This is a genomic window from Nocardioides sp. SR21 (assembly GCF_022761125.1).
In the GTDB taxonomy this organism is placed as follows: Bacteria; Actinomycetota; Actinomycetes; order Propionibacteriales; family Nocardioidaceae; genus Nocardioides.
The window spans coordinates 68,952-85,267 of record NZ_JAKWJR010000008.1; the positions used below are offsets into that span (position 1 = coordinate 68,952).

At 72.2% G+C, this 16,316-nt stretch carries 12 protein-coding genes; 3 read left to right on the forward strand and 9 right to left on the reverse strand.

The genetic code is table 11. The annotated features are described in order from the left end of the window. Positions 1-5 precede the first annotated feature (5 nt). The 4 genes from MJ604_RS16250 to MJ604_RS16265 form a co-directional block, all read right to left on the reverse strand. Entirely contained in the window at positions 6-884 is an 879-nt protein-coding gene (locus tag MJ604_RS16250; protein WP_243059548.1) for a PASTA domain-containing protein, read from the reverse strand. Next, positions 878-1,354: a SigE family RNA polymerase sigma factor gene (locus MJ604_RS16255; RefSeq protein ID WP_243059549.1), complete on the reverse strand. Its 477-nt coding sequence runs from the start codon at positions 1,352-1,354 to the stop codon at positions 878-880. The genes MJ604_RS16250 and MJ604_RS16255 overlap by 7 nt, the downstream gene beginning before the upstream one ends. A gap of 109 nt (positions 1,355-1,463) precedes the next feature. Next, positions 1,464-4,541, reverse strand: a complete 3,078-nt coding sequence (locus MJ604_RS16260; protein WP_243059550.1) for a heterodisulfide reductase-related iron-sulfur binding cluster — start codon at positions 4,539-4,541, stop codon at positions 1,464-1,466. Between the two features lie 92 nt (positions 4,542-4,633). Then, positions 4,634-7,054, reverse strand: a complete 2,421-nt coding sequence (locus MJ604_RS16265; RefSeq protein ID WP_243059551.1) for a hypothetical protein — start codon at positions 7,052-7,054, stop codon at positions 4,634-4,636. Between the two features lie 104 nt (positions 7,055-7,158). Between MJ604_RS16265 and surE the strand changes: the two genes are divergently transcribed. Next, complete coding sequence (surE, locus tag MJ604_RS16270; RefSeq protein ID WP_243059552.1) at positions 7,159-8,190, forward strand: 5'/3'-nucleotidase SurE; 1,032 nt, start codon at positions 7,159-7,161, stop codon at positions 8,188-8,190. Here surE and MJ604_RS16275 read toward each other — a convergent pair. From MJ604_RS16275 to MJ604_RS16295, 5 genes are all read right to left on the reverse strand, one after another. Further along, complete coding sequence (locus MJ604_RS16275) at positions 8,174-9,088, reverse strand: DMT family transporter (RefSeq protein ID WP_243059553.1); 915 nt, start codon at positions 9,086-9,088, stop codon at positions 8,174-8,176. The two genes, surE and MJ604_RS16275, sit on opposite strands and share 17 nt — an antisense overlap. Beyond that, entirely contained in the window at positions 9,085-9,834 is a 750-nt protein-coding gene (locus MJ604_RS16280) for an IclR family transcriptional regulator (protein WP_243059554.1), read from the reverse strand. The genes MJ604_RS16275 and MJ604_RS16280 overlap by 4 nt, the downstream gene beginning before the upstream one ends. A 9-nt stretch (positions 9,835-9,843) precedes the next feature. After that, on the reverse strand, positions 9,844-10,215 hold the full coding sequence (locus tag MJ604_RS23980) for a hypothetical protein (RefSeq protein WP_279236126.1): 372 nt from the start codon (positions 10,213-10,215) through the stop codon (positions 9,844-9,846). A 57-nt stretch (positions 10,216-10,272) separates the two neighbouring features. Next, positions 10,273-11,469 (reverse strand): MFS transporter, encoded by a 1,197-nt coding sequence (locus tag MJ604_RS16290; RefSeq protein WP_243059555.1) that lies wholly within the window; start codon positions 11,467-11,469, stop codon positions 10,273-10,275. A 75-nt stretch (positions 11,470-11,544) separates the two neighbouring features. Continuing rightward, positions 11,545-12,822 carry a choice-of-anchor P family protein gene (locus tag MJ604_RS16295; protein WP_243059556.1) on the reverse strand — a complete coding sequence of 426 codons (1,278 nt, stop codon included), beginning with the start codon at positions 12,820-12,822 and terminating at the stop codon, positions 11,545-11,547. A gap of 181 nt (positions 12,823-13,003) precedes the next feature. On the opposite strand from MJ604_RS16295, the gene hutH reads away from it, so the two are divergent. Both hutH and MJ604_RS16305 read left to right on the forward strand, forming a co-directional pair. Next, the gene (gene hutH / locus MJ604_RS16300) at positions 13,004-14,551 is read left to right on the forward strand and encodes a histidine ammonia-lyase (RefSeq protein ID WP_243059557.1); all 1,548 of its coding nucleotides are present in this window, start codon (positions 13,004-13,006) and stop codon (positions 14,549-14,551) included. An 83-nt stretch (positions 14,552-14,634) separates the two neighbouring features. Beyond that, the gene (locus tag MJ604_RS16305; RefSeq protein WP_243059558.1) at positions 14,635-16,218 is read left to right on the forward strand and encodes a methyl-accepting chemotaxis protein; all 1,584 of its coding nucleotides are present in this window, start codon (positions 14,635-14,637) and stop codon (positions 16,216-16,218) included. Positions 16,219-16,316: the final 98 nt, after the last annotated feature.

Here is a 16,316-nt window from a genome sequence, read left to right on the forward strand (position 1 = left end):
ATCCCCTACCCCGTTGGCGAGCCCCCGACGCGTTCACGCAGTCCGACCGCCTCGATGAGCCAGTCGGCGTTGCGGTGCACGCTGACGACGAACTCCTGCGTGCAGAAGACGCCGTCGGTCGGCAGCTGTACCCCGATCTGTGCATCGGGAGCGCCGAATCCGCGGACGCCGGTCTCGAACGTGCACGCCGGGTCGGGTACGGCCGTCAGCATCGGAGACTGGTGGTGGGTAGTGCCTGCCGCCCCGATCGGGTAGGGCCGGTGGGCCGCTGCGACGAGCTCGTCGAGGATCGAGATGCAGGATTCGTCGGCCGCGCACACCCGCCACCGGTTCGCATCCGCAGCCTGGTCGGCCGTGAGGGCCACCTGGTTGCCGGATCCGTCGTACAACGTGACGATCTGCGCGAGCCGGGGCACGGGACCGCGGCCGTCGGCGAACGCCAGCAGTCCCAGCATCGCGTCCTCGTCAGCGATGCAGAAGCCAGGCCCGGGCGTTGCGTGCCGGACCACGACCTCGCTCCCCGGGGCGACGGGCGTGCCGGCGGCGGGCTCGGTGCCCAGGACGTAGTTCCGCTTGCACATCGGGGTGCTCTCCACGCGCGTCGTAACGCCGGCGTCGAGCAGCGCTCGCTCCGCCGCATCGAGGCCGTAGCCGAGGACGGACGGGATCGACACCTTCTCGGGCGCCGGCGCCGGCTCCGGGTTGCTGCTCGCTCGGTCGGCGACCACGGCGAGCGCGGCAATCAGCACGACTGCGGCCGCCGCGGCCAGTGCGGGCCACGCGTGCCGACGGGGCGGTACGTCGATGAGCGGGGGCGCCGGGTCGACCTCGATGGACTGGCCGGCACGGTGCAGGAGAAGCCGCGCGTCGTCGTCGGTCAGCATCGGCTGCCCCTCACGTTCTGGTCGGCGGCCAGCGCGGCGAGCGCGCGGGCGGTCCGGCTCTTGACGGTGCCGGGTGGGAGGCCGAGCACGTCGGCGATGTCGCGCTCGGGGAGGTCGGCGTAGTAGCGGAGCACCAGCACCTCGCGGTGCTCCGGGCTCATCGCGGCCAGAGCTCGTCGGACAGCGAGCCCGGTGGCGAGGTCGGCGTCGTCGGCGGGACGCTCGGGCAGGGTGTCGGTCGGGAGCTCGCCGTTCCACCGGCGGGCGCGGGCGTCGTGGAGGACGTTCACCAGGACCCGGTAGACGTACGCCTCGGGCTGGCCAGCGCTCACCACGCGACGCCAGGACCGGAAGCAGCGCAGGAGCGTGATCTGCACGACGTCCTCGGCCTCAGCCTGCGGGCAGCCGAGCAGCACCGCGGTGCGTACCAGCGTCGGTCGCCGCGCGGCGACGTACTCGCTGAACTCCATGGGTCCTCCCGGCTCTGTCCACCGTATGACCGGTGAGGGGTGCGGTTCGGTTCCCGGAAATGACGATCGGGCCGTGCGCCCGGAGGCACACGACCCGATCGGTCGCGACTCAGAGGTCGAAGAGCGAACCCGTCTCGTTGATGTCGACGTCGGTCTTCGGCTGGTGGGCCTCGCCGCTGGCCTTCGGCTTCGTCTTCTCCTCGGCCTTCGCCGGCTCGGGCTCCGGCTCGGGCTCCGGCTCTGCCGCCTTGGTGGGCGCGGGCGCCGCCGGCTCCGGTGCCGCGATGTCGAAGAGCGACCCACTCTCGGGGATCGTCGACGTCGGCTCGGGCGCTGCCTCGGCTGCGGGGGTCTCGACGGTCTCGGCCTGCGGGGCCTTGTCGGCCTTGGGGGCCTCGTCCTTCGGCTCCGGCGCCTTCTCGGGCTCGGGGGCCGCGATGTCGAACAGCGAACCGCTGGAGGGGATCTCCGCAGCCGGCTCGGCCTTGGGTGCCTCGGCCTTGGGTGCCTCGGCCTTGGGCGCCTCCGCCTTGGCGGCCGGTGCGGGGGTCTCGACAGGCTCGACCGCCGGGGTGGCCGCGGGCTCGGGAGCCGCGATGTCGAAGAGCGAGCCACCCGAGGGGACCTCGGCCGCGGGCTCCGCGGCCTTCGCCGGCTCGGCCTTCGGGGCCTCGGCCTTCGGAGCCTCCGGCTCGTCGGCGGCGATGTCGAACAGTGAGCCACCGCTCGGCGCGGCCGGCTTCTCGGCCGGCTTCTCGGCAGCCTTCTCGGCGGGCGCCGCCGGCTCGTCGTCGCCACCGAGGTCGAACAGCGAGCCACCCCCGGAGGCCTTGGCGGCGGGCGCCTCGGGCTCGGGGTCGGCCGGGGTGTCGAACAGGGAGCCGCCGCTGGCCGGGGTCTCGACAGGCTCGACCTCCGCCGGTGCAGCCTTCGCCTCGGCCTGGGTCTTCGCCTCGGCCGGAGCAGCGGCGGCGGCCTCGCCGCCGGAGCCCGGGAGGTACCGGGTGGCCTGCTCGCCCTTGACCGACGCGAGCAGCATCTGCGCCACGTCGAGGACCTCGACCTCCGGGCGGGCGTCACCGCTGGCCTGCTGGGCGGTGAGACCGTCGGAGAGCATCACGCGGCAGAACGGGCAGCCGACCGCGATCTGGTCCGCGCCGGTGCCGACGGCCTCGGCGGTGCGGTTCTCGTTGATCCGCGAGCCGATCGTCTCCTCCATCCACATGCGGGCGCCGCCGGCGCCGCAGCAGAAGGACCGCTCGTTGGCGCGCTCCATCTCGACGTACTCGGCGCCCGGGAGCACCTGGAGCAGCTCGCGCGGCGGCGTGTAGACGCCGTTGTGGCGACCGATGTAGCAGGGGTCGTGGTAGGTGATCGAGCGCTTGTGGGCGCCGGCGCCCTCCTTGACCGGGGTCAGCTTGCCCTCGCGCACGAGCCGGTTCAGCAGCTGCGTGTGGTGCGTGACCTCGAGCTCGATCCCGAACTCCTTGTACTCGTTCTTGAGCGTGTTGAAGCAGTGCGCACAGGTCGAGACGACCTTCTTGACCTTGTACTCCTTGAAGGTCTCGATGTTCTGCTGCGCGAGGCCCTGGAACACGAACTCGTTGCCGGCCCGGCGCGCGGAGTCACCGGTGCAGGTCTCGCCGTTGCCGAGGACGCCGAAGCTCACGCCGGCGATGTCGAGCAGCTCGGCGACCGCGCGGGTGGTCTTCTTGGCGCGGTCCTCGTACGCACCGGCGCAGCCGACCCAGAACAGCCACTCGACCTCGTCGAGCGACTCGATGTCGTCGCCGACGACCTTGACGTCGAAGGGGAGGTCCTTGGCCCAGTCCATGCGCGCCGTCGGCGACATGTTCCACGGGTTGCCCTTGTTCTCCATGCCCTTGAAGAGCTGGTTGAGCTCGGCCGGGAAGTTCGACTCGACGAGGACCTGGTAGCGGCGCATGTCGACGATGTGGTCGACGTGCTCGATGTCGACCGGGCACTGGTTCACGCACGCGCCACAGGTGACGCAGGACCACAGGACGTCGGGGTCGATGACCCCGGAGCCGTCCTCCGGCATGTAGAACCAGTCGTCGCCGGTGTCGCCGACCATCGGGCGCTCGGCCTCGCGGGTGAGGGTGTCCGAGCCCTCCAGGAGCTTCGCGCGCTTCTCGTCCGTGTCGGCCAGCATCAGCGGGCCCTTGGCCATGGCGTGGTCGCGCATCGCCATGATCAGCAGCTTCGGCGACAGCGGCTTCTCGGTGTTCCAGGCGGGGCACTGGGACTGGCAGCGGCCGCACTCGGTGCAGGTCGAGAAGTCCAGCAGGCCCTTCCAGCTGTAGTCCTCGATCTTCCCCACGCCGAGCACGGTGTCCTCGTCGAGGTCGTCGACGTCGTCGAGCGTGATCGGCTTGCCCTGGCTGATGAGCGGCTTGACGGCGCCGAGCGCGACCGGCTGACGCTTGAACAGCACGTTGAGCGGCGCCAGGAAGATGTGCAGGTGCTTCGAGTGCACGACGTCGATGAGGAAGACCAGCATCACGCCGATGTGCAGGATCAGGCCGAGGCCCTCGAGCACCTCGAGCGTGTCGTGCGACAGGCCGTCGAGCAGGTCGCCGATCCAGATCGAGACGAAGGCGCCGTTGTCGTACGGCAGGTTCCCGGTCGCGGCGGACGCGCCGCGGAACAGGAACATCGTCCAGAGGACGTTGAAGATCATGAACAGCACGAGCCAGGCGCCACCGGTGTGGGAGCCGTCGAACCGGGACTGGCGGCCGAGCTTCAGCGGCGACTGCTTCAGCCGGATCATCGCGAACGTGATGATGCCGAGCAGGCACATGACCGCGATGAAGTCCTGGAGGAACCCGAGGATCTCCCAGTGCCCGATGATCGGGATCGCCCAGCCCTCGGGGAACGTGAAGAGCGAGCCGTACGCCTCGACGTACACGCTGCCCAGGATGATGAATGCCCACATGACGAAGGCGTGGGCGGCGCCGGGGATCGTCCACTTCAGCAGCTTGCGCTGGGCGAGGACCTCGACGATGAGCGTCGAGATGGCCTTGCCGATCCGGCCGGTCACGCCGACGACGCGGTCCGGCGCCGGCTGACCGGCGGTGATCACCCGGTACAGGTAGGCCACCCGTCGGGCCACGATCGGCAGGGCGATCACATTGATCAAGATCCCCACGATGAGCACTGCACTCACTGGTAACTCCCTGTTCGGCTGCTGGACGGCGCGGCTACGAAGCCTATTGCCCGGCGGCAGGCGCGTCAGTCCTCGGAGACGTGAGAAGGATCCTACCCGCTGGTAACTTCTGCGGCCTTCCCGGCCCGGGAGAACCGCACCGTGACCATGACCTTCGGCTTCGACGCCGAGCGGGCGCAGAACCGGTACGTCGAGCCGAGCCGCTCGTAGGGCTGTCCGACGGCCCGCATCACCGCGCGCGTGGTCAGGCCGGGCCGCACGAGCGACGTCACGGCGCGGATGCTCCGGCGGAGCTCCGGGTTGCGGCACGAGTCCGGGGCGATGCCCTCGGCGCGCTCCCACATCTGGAGGTACGCCTCGGCGCCCCGGGCCATGTCGTCCTGGATCTTCGCGCCGTCGCCGGACCTCTGGGAGTCCGCGACCTTGCCGAGGTCCTCGATCCAGTCGGGGTAGAGGCCGTACTGCGCGACGCCGTCGACGTTGATGTCATAGACCCGCTCGCCGGCGTGCTGCTGCTCGACGGTCACGCCGGCGAGGCCCTCGAAGGGGTAGGTGACCGGGTTCGGGACGTCGGCGCCGCGCGGGTCGCCCTGCGCGCCGAGACCGTTCATGTCGGCGCCGTAGCCGAGGCCCCAGTAGTAGCGCGGGTCCGCCCAGCCGACGTGGGTGCGCCACTTCTCGACGAAGCCGGTGGAGTCGCCGGCGTACGGCGCGATGAAGCCGCCCTGCTCGTAGATCCGCGGGTACGCGTCCGGGGTCGACCACGAGTGGCTCGAGAGCACGCCGTGGTAGCCGAGCTCGTCGATGGTGTCGAGCGCCGCGACGCGCGCCTTCACGCTCATGTGGTCGGGGTCGAAGAGCATGTGCTCCTCGGCCATCCGCCTGATCGTGTACTCACCGAGCGTGGTGAGCCCGCGGCTGTTGCAGTGGTCGGGACGCGGATAGAGCGGCAGCGCGGGCAGGCCGCCGGGGCCGAACAGCCCGGCGATGGCGCCGAACAGTGCGTCCTGCTGCTCCGGCACGATGTCCGGCAGGCCGGTCTGGTTGTGGTCGTGCGCCCCCGGGTGCTCGGGCTCGCAGTGCTCCATGTCCCAGAACGAGCCGGTCTCCAGGAAGTTCGCGGTGTTGACCAGCACGCCCACGGCGCCGTTGTCGCCGGCGATCCCGGACAGCGCGTTGTCGAACTTGTTGACCAGCTCCATCTGGCGCACGCCGAGCTTCTTCACCTCGGCGAGCTGGGCGTCGATGTCGTCGATGTCGCAGGCAGGTACGTCGCCGCCGGGCAGCGCCTTGAACGTGCAGCCGAACGGCACGCTGGTCTCGATGCCCATCACCACGGCCATCTTCCCGGCGTTGATCACCGTGCGCGCCTGCCAGGGCGACGTCACGATCCGGTAGAAGCCGCGGCCCGGGCCGCCGAACTGCGCGTCGATGTAGTCCTGCATGTCGTACATGTCCTGCGCCTGCAGGCGGATGGAGTCCATGTCGTCGCAGGAGTTGTGCTTGATCGGGTAGAGCTGGCAGAGCTGGTTGTTCTCGACCAGCAGGTTCACGAAGATCCGCTGCCCGCCGCGCCACGATCGCTCGAGCCAGCGGTAGTAGGTGCCCTCGTGCGTCAGCGACTCGGGCGCCGGCCAGTCCTTGAACGTCGGCCAGCCGACCGGGTCGTGGTGCGGCTCCCCGGACAGCGCCGACTCGAGGACGCCGCCGTACCCGCCGGTGGCGGTGTGGTCGAGGCAGTCGACCAGCGCGTACGGCGCGCCGTACTGGTCCCACGGCTTGCCGCAGTGCGCGTCGCCGCCGAGGAACTCGAACGCCATGCCGTGGGTGTGCGCGTCGACGTACCCGCGCACCTCCTGGTACGCCGTCACGCCCGCGTGCGGGTCGCCCGAGACGTCGATCTGCGACTCGGGGTACGCCGCGCACCCGCCGGTCCGCGTCAGGGTGAACGACTGCTCGCCGTCGATCTCCAGGGCGCCGCCCTCGTTGGTGAACGCGAACCGCGAGCCCTTCCTGGTCGCGGTCCACACCGTCGCGGCGCTCGGGGCACCCGCACGCTCGCCGCCAGCGGTGACGAACCGCCGGTCGGCGTCGTAGAGCAGGTAGTCGCCGAGGTCGGTCGGCTTGAAGTAGACCGGGTCGCCGGCGAGGTCGTAGCAGCCGTTGGCCATCGCGTAGCGGTCCTGCGGGTGGAGCGCGCGCGGACGCATCACGGGTGCCGTGGTCAGCGGCGGGTCGGGAAGGCTGCGCTCGCGGGCGACGTACGACGCGCTCGCGGCCCGCTCGGCCGCGGTCGTCGGGTCCTGGGTCTCCTTGCCGAGCTCGCCGGCGCGGGAGATCGCGTTCTTGTCGTGCTGCATCGCCTGGCCGGCGTTCTGGGCGGCGGTGTACCGCTCGCCGAGGCCTCCCGGGCGCAGCCCGGCTGCACCCCCCAGCGTCAGGGCGGTGGCGACCACGGTCACCCCGGCGGCGATGGCCCAGCCGAGGCGGCGGGCGGAGCTCTTCTCGATCACGGGTTTCCAACGACACGCCGCGACGGAAGTCACCGAAACTGGAACACGTTCCAGAAATCTGATCCAGACTGCGAGCACCATCACCGAATCACGGAGGTCTCGCAGTGCCCCGTCGCTCCCGCCTCGTCGCGGTGGCCATCGCCGCCGTCGCCGCTCTCGTCGCCACCCTGCTGGTCAGCACCGCTGGCTCCAGCTCGGCCAAGCCGCCCGCCAACGTCGCGGGCCTCAAGATCATGCTGACCAACGACGACTCGGTGCAGGGGGTGAAGGCCGACGGCTCCGACGGCGCGGGCCTCTACGAGCTGCGCAAGGCGCTCTGCGCCGCCGGCGCCGACGTGATCGTCGTCGGTCCGTGGGGCCAGCAGAGCGGTCAGGGCGGCCGGATCACCACCGACCGGGCCACCGGCCTGACGGTGTCCCCGGTGACCCCGCCGGAGGCGTACGCCGGTGACTGCGCCGAGGCCGCGTCCGGTGGCCACGTGTACGGCGTCTGCAACAGCAACACCGCCTGCGAGGCGGGCTCGCCGAGCGCGTCGCCCGCGGACACCGTGCGGATCGGCACCCAGAACTTCCTGCCCGCGACCTTCTGGCCCGAGGGCCCGGACCTCGTGCTCGCCGGCATCAACTGGGGCCAGAACGTCGGCACGGTCGTCTCCCACAGCGGTACGACGAACGCCGCGGTCACCGCGCACGAGCTCGGCTACCCGGCGATCGCGCTGAGCGAGGAGTTCGACCTCATCCCCTGCGCGGTCCAGGGCGTCAACTGCCCGACGTACGCCCCGGGCGCGGCCTTCACCGTGAAGCTGATCGGCAAGCTGCGGGCCGCGAGCCTGCTGAAGCCGGCCACGCTGCTCAACGTGAACTTCCCGTTCATCGGTGCCGGCGAGAAGCTCGGCAAGGCCTCGCTCAACGTCCTGGGCAACGGCGACATGGTCGAGATCGCGTGGGCCGGCGCCGCGACCGAGGCCGGTGGCACCTACAAGCTCGGCTACCCGGCCGACCGGAAGTCGACGAACAAGAACGCCGACACCGAGGCGCTCCGGGCGAACAAGATCTCGATCGTCCCGATGGACGGCGACTGGAGCATCAAGTCGCCCTCCAAGCAGCTGACCGCCCTGGTCAAGGCGCTGGGCTGACGTCCAACGTGGTGGCCGGCTTCCTCCCGAGGCCGGCCACCGCGGCCAGGATCAGCGCGCCGCCGAGCAGCCCGGCGAGCCCGAGCCGCTCGTCGAGCAGCACGGCCGCCAGCACGGCGGCGGTCAGCGGCTCGAGCAGGGTCGCGATCGCCGCGGAGCTCCCGGGCGCCGTCCGCAGCCCGGCGTAGAACAGCAGGTAGGCGAGCCCCATCGTGAGCACGCCCAGGTAGACCAGCGTCAGGCCGACTGTCGGGTCACCGAGCGCGTCGGTCCCGACGCCGGTGACGAGCGCCAGCGGCGCCAGCGCGATCGCGCCGACCGTGGTGCTCGCGGTCGCCAGGCTCAGCGGCGGCGTCTCCTGCGCGAGGCTGTGGCCGACGATCGTCGTGAGGGCGTACGCCGTGCCCGAGCCGACCGAGGCGAGCACGCCGAGCATCGGGTGCGGACCGCCGGCCGACCCGGCCGAGACGCTCACCAGGACCAGCCCGACCAGGGCGGCCGCGAGCACCAGCAGGTCGACCGATCCGGGGGCGCGGCGCCGCCGTACGCTCTCGACGACTGTCACGATCACCGGCGCGAGGCCGAGGCTCACCACGGTCGAGACGGTCACGCCGACCGCGACCACGGCCGCGAAGTACAGCGCCTGGTACGTCGCCGTCGCGACGCCGACGAACGCCACCCGCCACGGGTGCCGGCGGGCCAGCGACCGCAGCTCGCCGAGCTGGCGCACGGCAGCGACGGCGACGAGCAGGAACAGCGCGCCGATCAGCATCCGCCACGCGCTGATCGTCACGACCGACAGGGGCTCGACGTCGCGGATGACGTGCACCGCGAGCCCACCGGTGCCCCAGAGGACACCGGCCAGGCAGATCTGGGCCAGGCCGACGCGAGGGCTCACCGGATGCCGCTGATCCTGCTGGTGAGCTGGGTGGCCGTGGCGGTGACCGCCTCGGCGAGCGTCGCGTCGGCGGCGTCCTCGGGATAGGTCACCGCGACCGCGGCGACCGGGTGCTGGTTGTGGTCGAGCACCGCGACCGCGACGCTCGCGAGCCCGTCGGTGACCTCGCCGTCCTCGGTGGCGTAGCCGCGCTGGCGGGTGTCGGAGAGGACGGTGCGCAGCGCGCTCAGGCTGCGCGGCCCGCGCCCGGTGCGGTCCACGAAGTCGCCGGCGGTGGAGTACAGCGCGCGCACCTGGCTGCTCGGCAGCCCGGCCAGGATCGCGCGTCCGCTCGCGGTCAGGTGGGCGGGCAGCCGCACGCCCACGTCGGTCACCAGCGGCGGCCGGCCGGAGGCGCGGTCCTCCAGGACGTAGAGCACCTCGCGGCCGTGGAGGACCGCGAGGTGCGCGGAGTGGCCCACCGTGTCGACGAGGGTGGCGAGCGGCCGGCGAGCGAGCCGCTGGAGCGGCTCCTGGCGCGCGTAGCCGCTGCCGATCTCGAACGCCGCGAGCCCGAGCCCGTAGCGGTGCTCGTCGGTCAGGTGGACGACGAAGCCCTCCTCGATCATCGCGTTCAGGAGGTGGTACGTCGTGCTCCGCGGCAGCTCGCACGCGCGCATGATCCGGTCGAGCGGCACCGGGTCGGGCTGGCCGGCCAGGAACCGCAGGACCCGCAGCGTGCGGGTCGCTGCGGGCACCTGGCTCATGCCGGAAGGTTAGTGCGCGGTGCTCCCCGGTGCGCCCGGTCGGTAGCCGTCAGCGCGGTGGTCGACATCGGGGTCGACGGTGTCGGCGGTGCGCAGGACGTCCTCCTGCCGGGCCTCCTCGACGTGCAGGTCGCGCTCGGCCTCGGCCGCACGCATCTCGGCCTGCTCGGCCTCGGCGCGGGCTGCATCGGCGCGGGCCTGCTCGGCGGCGGCCTCGCGCTGCGCCGCGTCGATGGCGCCGGCCTGGGCGCTCGCCTTGGACCGGATCTGGTCGGCGCGGTGGCGGCGCTGCTCGTTGCGGCGGCGCGCGGCTGCCAGGGCGACCGCGGCCACCACGGCGATCACCACGAGCACGATGACGATGATGACCACTGTCTTCATCTGTTCCTCCCCTTGCTGAGTCGTCCCCGCACGGGACGTACCCAGTGCGGGCGCGACCTATGAGAGCTCGCGCTCCTCGCGCACGGGCACCAGCGGAGCGGCGATCGCCGGGAGCGCCGCCGCGAGCGCGAAGGTGGCGGCGTACCCGACGTGGGTCACCGCGAGACCGGCGAGCGGTACGACGGCCGAGCCGGAGAGGAACTGCGCCGTGTTCTGCGCTCCGAGGGCCCTGCCGGACCAGAACGGGCCGGCCCGCTCGGCGATCGCGGTGAACGCCAGGCCGTTGTCGGCGACGGTCACGACGGTCGCGGCCACGACCAGGAGCCCGGCCAGCGCGAGGTCGAAGGCGGCGGTCAGCGCGAGCAGCGCCAGCGTCGCGGTCGCGGCCGCCGCGACCCAGCGCAGCGGCCGCAGCCGCGAGCCGACCAGGTCCGAGAGGTGACCGACGCCCAACCGGCCCAGGGCGCCGGCGATCTGGGCGGAGGCGATCAGGGTGCCCGCGGCGGCCGGGGACCAGTCGCGCTCCTGGACCAGCCAGACCAGCGCGAACGACCACACCAGGAACTGCGGGGCGACCAGCAGCACCGAGACGCCGTGGATCCGGGCGAGGTAGGAGTCCTGGCGGTACGGGTTCGCCGTGGCCTCGGGGGTCCGCGCATCGGGGCGCGGCGGGTCGATCACCACGGCCGCGACCAGGAGGGCGGCGAGGACGCACGCGACGACCGGGACCCACAGTGCGGCGTGCGCGCCGGCGGAGTCGGCCACGACGGCGACCGAGACCGCGGCGACCCCGACGCCGATCGGCTGCGACATCTGCCGGATCCCCATGGCCAGCCCGCGCCGCGCGGGCGGGAACCAGCCGACGACCACGCGACCGCTCGCGGCGTTGGTGCTGGCCGCGGCGGCGCCCGCGAGGAACAGCGTGACCACCAGCAGCGGCGTACCTCCGGAGACGGCGCCGGCGACGCCGGCCACGACGGTGGCGGACAGGCCGGTGAGCAGCACGAATCGCTCACCGCGCCGGTCGGTGACCCATCCCCACGCGACGAGCGCGACCATGACCCCGACCGTCGACGCGGCGGCGACCACCCCGGCCTCGCCGAGGCTCATGCCCTGCGCGTGCAGGGCCGGGATGAGGAACGCCGGCCCGTGGATCATCACGGCCGCGGCGGCCTGGGCGAGCGTGCTCGCGGCGAGCATCGCCCACCGCCGAGCGGCGCCGACGTCGTACGCCGGGGCGAGGGTCTGGGTCACAGCTCCCAGTCAAGGCCCCGGGGTACGACGTACGGCGCCGCGTCTCGTCCCGTGGTGTGTGAGAAACCAGTCAGGTCAGCCGCGGATGGCCGCCTGGGCGATGCCCAGGTCGATGACCGCGCCTGTGCCGTCGAGCAGGGTGATCCGCAGGGCGACCACGGAGATGCCCCACCTGGTCTTCTCGATGACCTTCGGCTCGATCTTCGCGAGGCCCGGGATCTCGATCGGGTCGTTCAGCGGGAGCTCCTGCGGCTCGCCGTTGACGGTGATCGAGCCGACCGTCGTGCCCTTGGCGTTGGACGTGACCTTGCCGCGGGCGGTCCGGGTGACGTTCGCCTGGCCGGCGACCGCGTCGACCACGAGGGCGCCGCCACCGAGGTTCAGGCTGGCGATCGAGCCGCGCTCCATCGCGACGCTCTTCTTCGCGAGCTGGGTGCCCTGCTGCGAGCTGCGCAGGCCCTCGACCACGATCTGCCCGGCGAGGTCGACGCCGGCGAGCTCCTTGGTCTGCACCTCGCCGTCGGTGCCCTGGCAGGGCATCAGGCTCAGCGGGTTGCGGTTGCTCGAGAGGTTGTCGTCGAGCGCCTTGACCTGGGTCCCGGCCGACGAGCCGCGGAAGGTGCCGTGCTTGATGCCGTCGAGGACGCGGGCGGTGGTGTGGCCGACGGTGACGACGGTGCCGCTCGGGATCAGCTTGACGTGCAGGACGTTCGCGTTGGCGATACCCGCGTGGTCGTTGACGATCTTCGAGGTGCCGCCGATGGAGATCACGGCGACGCCGGGGATCTCGATCGGCTGGCCCGGGGTCGGGATGTCGAGCTCCTGCGGCGCACCCACGGGCGGCACGAAGAGGAGCTTCGCGACGCTCACGGACGTCTCCGCGTGGAAGCCCTTCTCGTCGTGCCACGCGTGCGACAGCGACTTGAGCGCGGAGATCTCGATGCTGCCGAGCGGGCTCTCGGAGAGCACGACGTTGGCCGTGGTGTTCTGTGCGTACGAGTGGATCGCGCCGCCGGTCTTCGTGGTCCAGAGCTTGGTGGTGATGCCCGAGACCGTGCCGGCACCGGGGAGCTGGGCGCCGGCGACGTGGTTCTCGCGCTGCTGGCCGGTGCGCGTCGCGCAGCTCAGGGAGATGTACGCCGTCTCGTCGGACCCGCCGGGGATCTGTCCGCCCTTGACCTGCGTGCCGAAGCCGCCGGCCTTGAGGGCGAGGCCGGCGTCGGCCTTCGTGGTGGTGCCGCGCTCGAGGGCACCGGTCTGGGCGTGCGCGGTCCCGGGCGCGAGGCCCAGGAGCCCGATGGTGAGGACGGAGGCGCCGGCTGCGGCCAGCGCGCGAGTGACTGCACTTCTCATGACGTTTGCTCCCTGGTGTTGCGTCCCCACGATGTCTGTCGCGGTGTTTCCCGGATCGAACGGCGGATAAACGACCTGGCGCGACGGCGGGTTACGTCGGTGTGGCGCGTGTCTCGGATGTCAGACGTCTGCGAACCCTCGGCACTGGTCGAGACCGCCGTGCCCCAGGAGGATGGCGAGCATGAGTGACGTAGTGGTGGTGGGCACCGGGCCGGTGTCGTTCGAGGAGCTCGTGTCGGTCGCGCGGGGCGGTGCTCCGGTCGTGCTCGGCGACGACGCGGTCGACGCGATCGGCCGGGCCCGCGCGGTCGTCGAGGACCTGGCCGCGGCGGCGACCCCGTCGTACGGCATCTCGACGGGGTTCGGCGCTCTCGCCACCCGGCACATCCCGACCGAGATGCGCGCGCAGCTGCAACGCTCGCTGGTCCGCTCGCACGCGGCGGGGTCCGGGCCCGAGGTCGAGCGCGAGGTGGTGCGTGCGCTGATGCTGCTGCGGCTGTCGACGCTCGCGACCGGCCACACCGGCATCCGGGTCGAGACCGCCCAGCTGCTCGCCGGCCTGCTCGCGCACGGGATCACCCCGGTGGTGCGGGAGTACGGCTCGCTCGGCTGCTCCGGCGACCTCGCGCCGCTCTCGCACTGCGCGCTCGCGCTGATGGGCGAGGGCGAGGTCCGCGACGCCGCCGGCACCCTGGTGCCGGCCGCCGAGGCACTCGCCGCGGCCGGCCTGACGCCGGTCGAGCTCGCCGCCAAGGAGGGCCTCGCGCTCATCAACGGCACCGACGGCATGCTCGGCATGCTGGTGATGGCGATCGCCGACCTGCGGATGCTGCTGCGCACCGCCGACGTCGCGGCCGCGATGTCGGTCGAGGGCCAGCTCGGCACCGACCGGGTCTTCGCCCCCGAGCTCCAGGCGATCCGGCCGCACCCCGGCCAGGCGCTGTCGGCCGCCAACCTGATCGCGCTGCTCGCCGACTCCGGCGTCGTCGCCTCGCACCGCGGCCCGGACTGCAACCGGGTGCAGGACGCGTACTCGCTGCGCTGCTCGCCGCAGGTGCACGGCGCGGCCCGCGACACCGTCGAGTACGCCGCCACCGTGGCCGGCCGCGAGCTCGCGTCGGCTGTCGACAACCCCGTCGTCCTGCCCGCGGAGGGCCGGGTGGAGTCGAACGGCAACTTCCACGGCGCGCCGGTGGCCTACGTGCTCGACTTCCTCGCGATCGTCGCGGCGGACGTCGCCTCCATCTCGGAGCGGCGTACCGACCGGTTCCTGGACAAGGCGCGCAGCCACGGGCTGCCGCCGTTCCTCGCCGACGACCCGGGCGTCGACAGCGGCCACATGATCGCGCAGTACACGCAGGCCGCGATCGTCTCCGAGCTGAAGCGACTCGCGGTCCCCGCGTCGGTCGACTCGATCCCGTCGAGCGCGATGCAGGAGGACCACGTGTCGATGGGCTGGTCCGCCGCGCGCAAGCTGCGCCGGGCCGTCGACGGGCTCACCCGCGTCATCGCGATCGAGGTGCTCACGGCCGCACGGGCGCTGGACCTCCGAGCTCCGCTCGAGCCGTCGCCGGCGACCGGCGCGGTCGTCGCGCTGCTCCGCTCGTCGGGCATCGAGGGCCCCGGACCCGACCGGCACCTCTCGCCCGAGATCGAGGCCGCCGTCGCGCTGGTCGCGTCGGGCGCGGTGCTGGCCTCATCCGAAGGGGTGGTCGGCCCCCTGGGCTGAGGAAACTCGCTCAGGTCGCGCTGGGAGCGGCCGAACCTAAGACCACGCGGACCGAGGGTCGGTCCGGTGTGGAGGTTCTCGTCTTGTCCAGGTCGTCCCTGTCTTCGCTGTCCTTGCGGACGCGGCTGCTCGCCGCCTTCCTGCTGGTCTCGCTGTTCGGTGTCGCCGTCGCCGGCTTCGCCCTGACGCGGATGAGCACGATCAGCGACCGCGCCGAGGCCGTCTACGACGAGGGCACCGTCAACCTCGACGCCACGCGCAACCTGCAGGTGCTGTGGTGGGAGTACGAGACCCACGACGCGCGCCTCGCGATCACGGACCTGCCTCCCGAGACGCTCGCGGCCGAGTCGAAGGCGCAGGCCGAGACGCTCGAGAAGCTCAACGCCAGCCTCGAAGAGATCTCCGGGGACCTCACCGGTGAGGCCGCGACCCAGGTCGCTGCCTTCGGCCAGGCCATCCAGAGCACCATCGCCGCCGTGGACGAGCTGAAGTCCGGCGAGCTCTCCGACGCCGAGTTCGGTGGCGTCCTCCAGGAGATGAGCGCCCTCGCCCTCGACGCCCAGAAGGCGATCGACGCCGCCAACGCCGCCGAGCAGACGGCGGCCGCGGCGCAGGCGCAGTCGGCGCGCGACGCCTTCGAGTCCGCCCGCGTCCTCACGATCGGGATCATCGTCGTCGGCCTCGCCGCCAGCGTCGGTCTCGGCTTCCTCTGTGCGCGCAGCGTCTCCCGGCCGATCGCCGCGACCCGCGACGTGCTCGCCCGGGTCGCCGACGGCGACCTGACCGTGCGCGTCGACGAGACCGGCGCGCGTGAGATCAGCGCGATGAACAAGTCGCTCAACGCCACCCTCGAGGCCTTCGGCAGCGTGATGGTGATGGTGCGCGACTCCGCCCAGCGCCTCGCCGGCTCGTCCGCCGACCTCAACGGCACCGCCGGTGCCATCGCGGTCAACGTCGAGGGTGTCGCCCAGCAGGCCGAGCTCGTGTCCGCCTCGGCGTCCGACGTCTCGTCCAACGTCGGCACCGTCGCCTCCGGCTCCGAGCAGATGCAGTCGGCGATCCGCGAGATCGCCCAGAGTGCCAACGCCGCCGCGCAGGTGGCCGGCAACGCCGTCGGTGTCGCCGCGAGCACCACCGAGACCGTCGGCAAGCTCGGCGCGTCGTCGCAGGAGATCGCCTCGGTGGTCAAGGTGATCACCTCGATCGCCGAGCAGACCAACCTGCTGGCGCTCAACGCGACCATCGAGGCCGCGCGTGCCGGTGAGGCCGGCAAGGGCTTCGCGGTCGTCGCCGGCGAGGTCAAGGAGCTCGCCCAGGAGACCGCGCGTGCGACCGAGGACATCGCCCGCCGCGTCGAGATGATCCAGGCCGACACCAACGGCGCGGTCGAGGCCATCGGCCAGATCAGCGCCGTCATCGCGGAGATCAACGACTTCCAGATGACGATCGCCTCGGCGGTGGAGGAGCAGACCGCCACCACCAACGAGATGAACCGCAACGTGCTCGAGGCCGCCAACGGCTCCGAGGGCATCGCGTCCAACGTGTCCGGCATCGCCGACGCCGCCGCCCAGACGCTGGCCGGGGTCACCGACGCCCAGCGCTCGGCCGGCGAGCTCGCCGACATGGGCGCGCAGCTCGAGGAGGCGGTCGGCCGCTTCCGCGTCTAGCGAGGTCGCGACCGGCGTGTCGAGACCCAGTAAGCCTGAGCAGGGCGGCGATCGGACTGATCACCGCCCTGCTTCGTGTCGGGGTCTCGACAAGCTCG

What these genes read in the sequence shown, in the direction of transcription:
- MJ604_RS16250 (WP_243059548.1), bottom strand. Translation starts at nt 884, where the DNA reads ATGCTGACCGACGACGACGCGCGGCTTCTCCTGCACCGTGCCGGCCAG.
- MJ604_RS16255 (WP_243059549.1), bottom strand. Translation starts at nt 1,354, where the DNA reads ATGGAGTTCAGCGAGTACGTCGCCGCGCGGCGACCGACGCTGGTACGC.
- MJ604_RS16280 (WP_243059554.1), bottom strand. Translation starts at nt 9,834, where the DNA reads ATGAGCCAGGTGCCCGCAGCGACCCGCACGCTGCGGGTCCTGCGGTTC.
- MJ604_RS23980 (WP_279236126.1), bottom strand. Translation starts at nt 10,215, where the DNA reads ATGAAGACAGTGGTCATCATCGTCATCGTGCTCGTGGTGATCGCCGTG.
- MJ604_RS16295 (WP_243059556.1), bottom strand. Translation starts at nt 12,822, where the DNA reads ATGAGAAGTGCAGTCACTCGCGCGCTGGCCGCAGCCGGCGCCTCCGTC.
- hutH (WP_243059557.1), top strand. Translation starts at nt 13,004, where the DNA reads ATGAGTGACGTAGTGGTGGTGGGCACCGGGCCGGTGTCGTTCGAGGAG.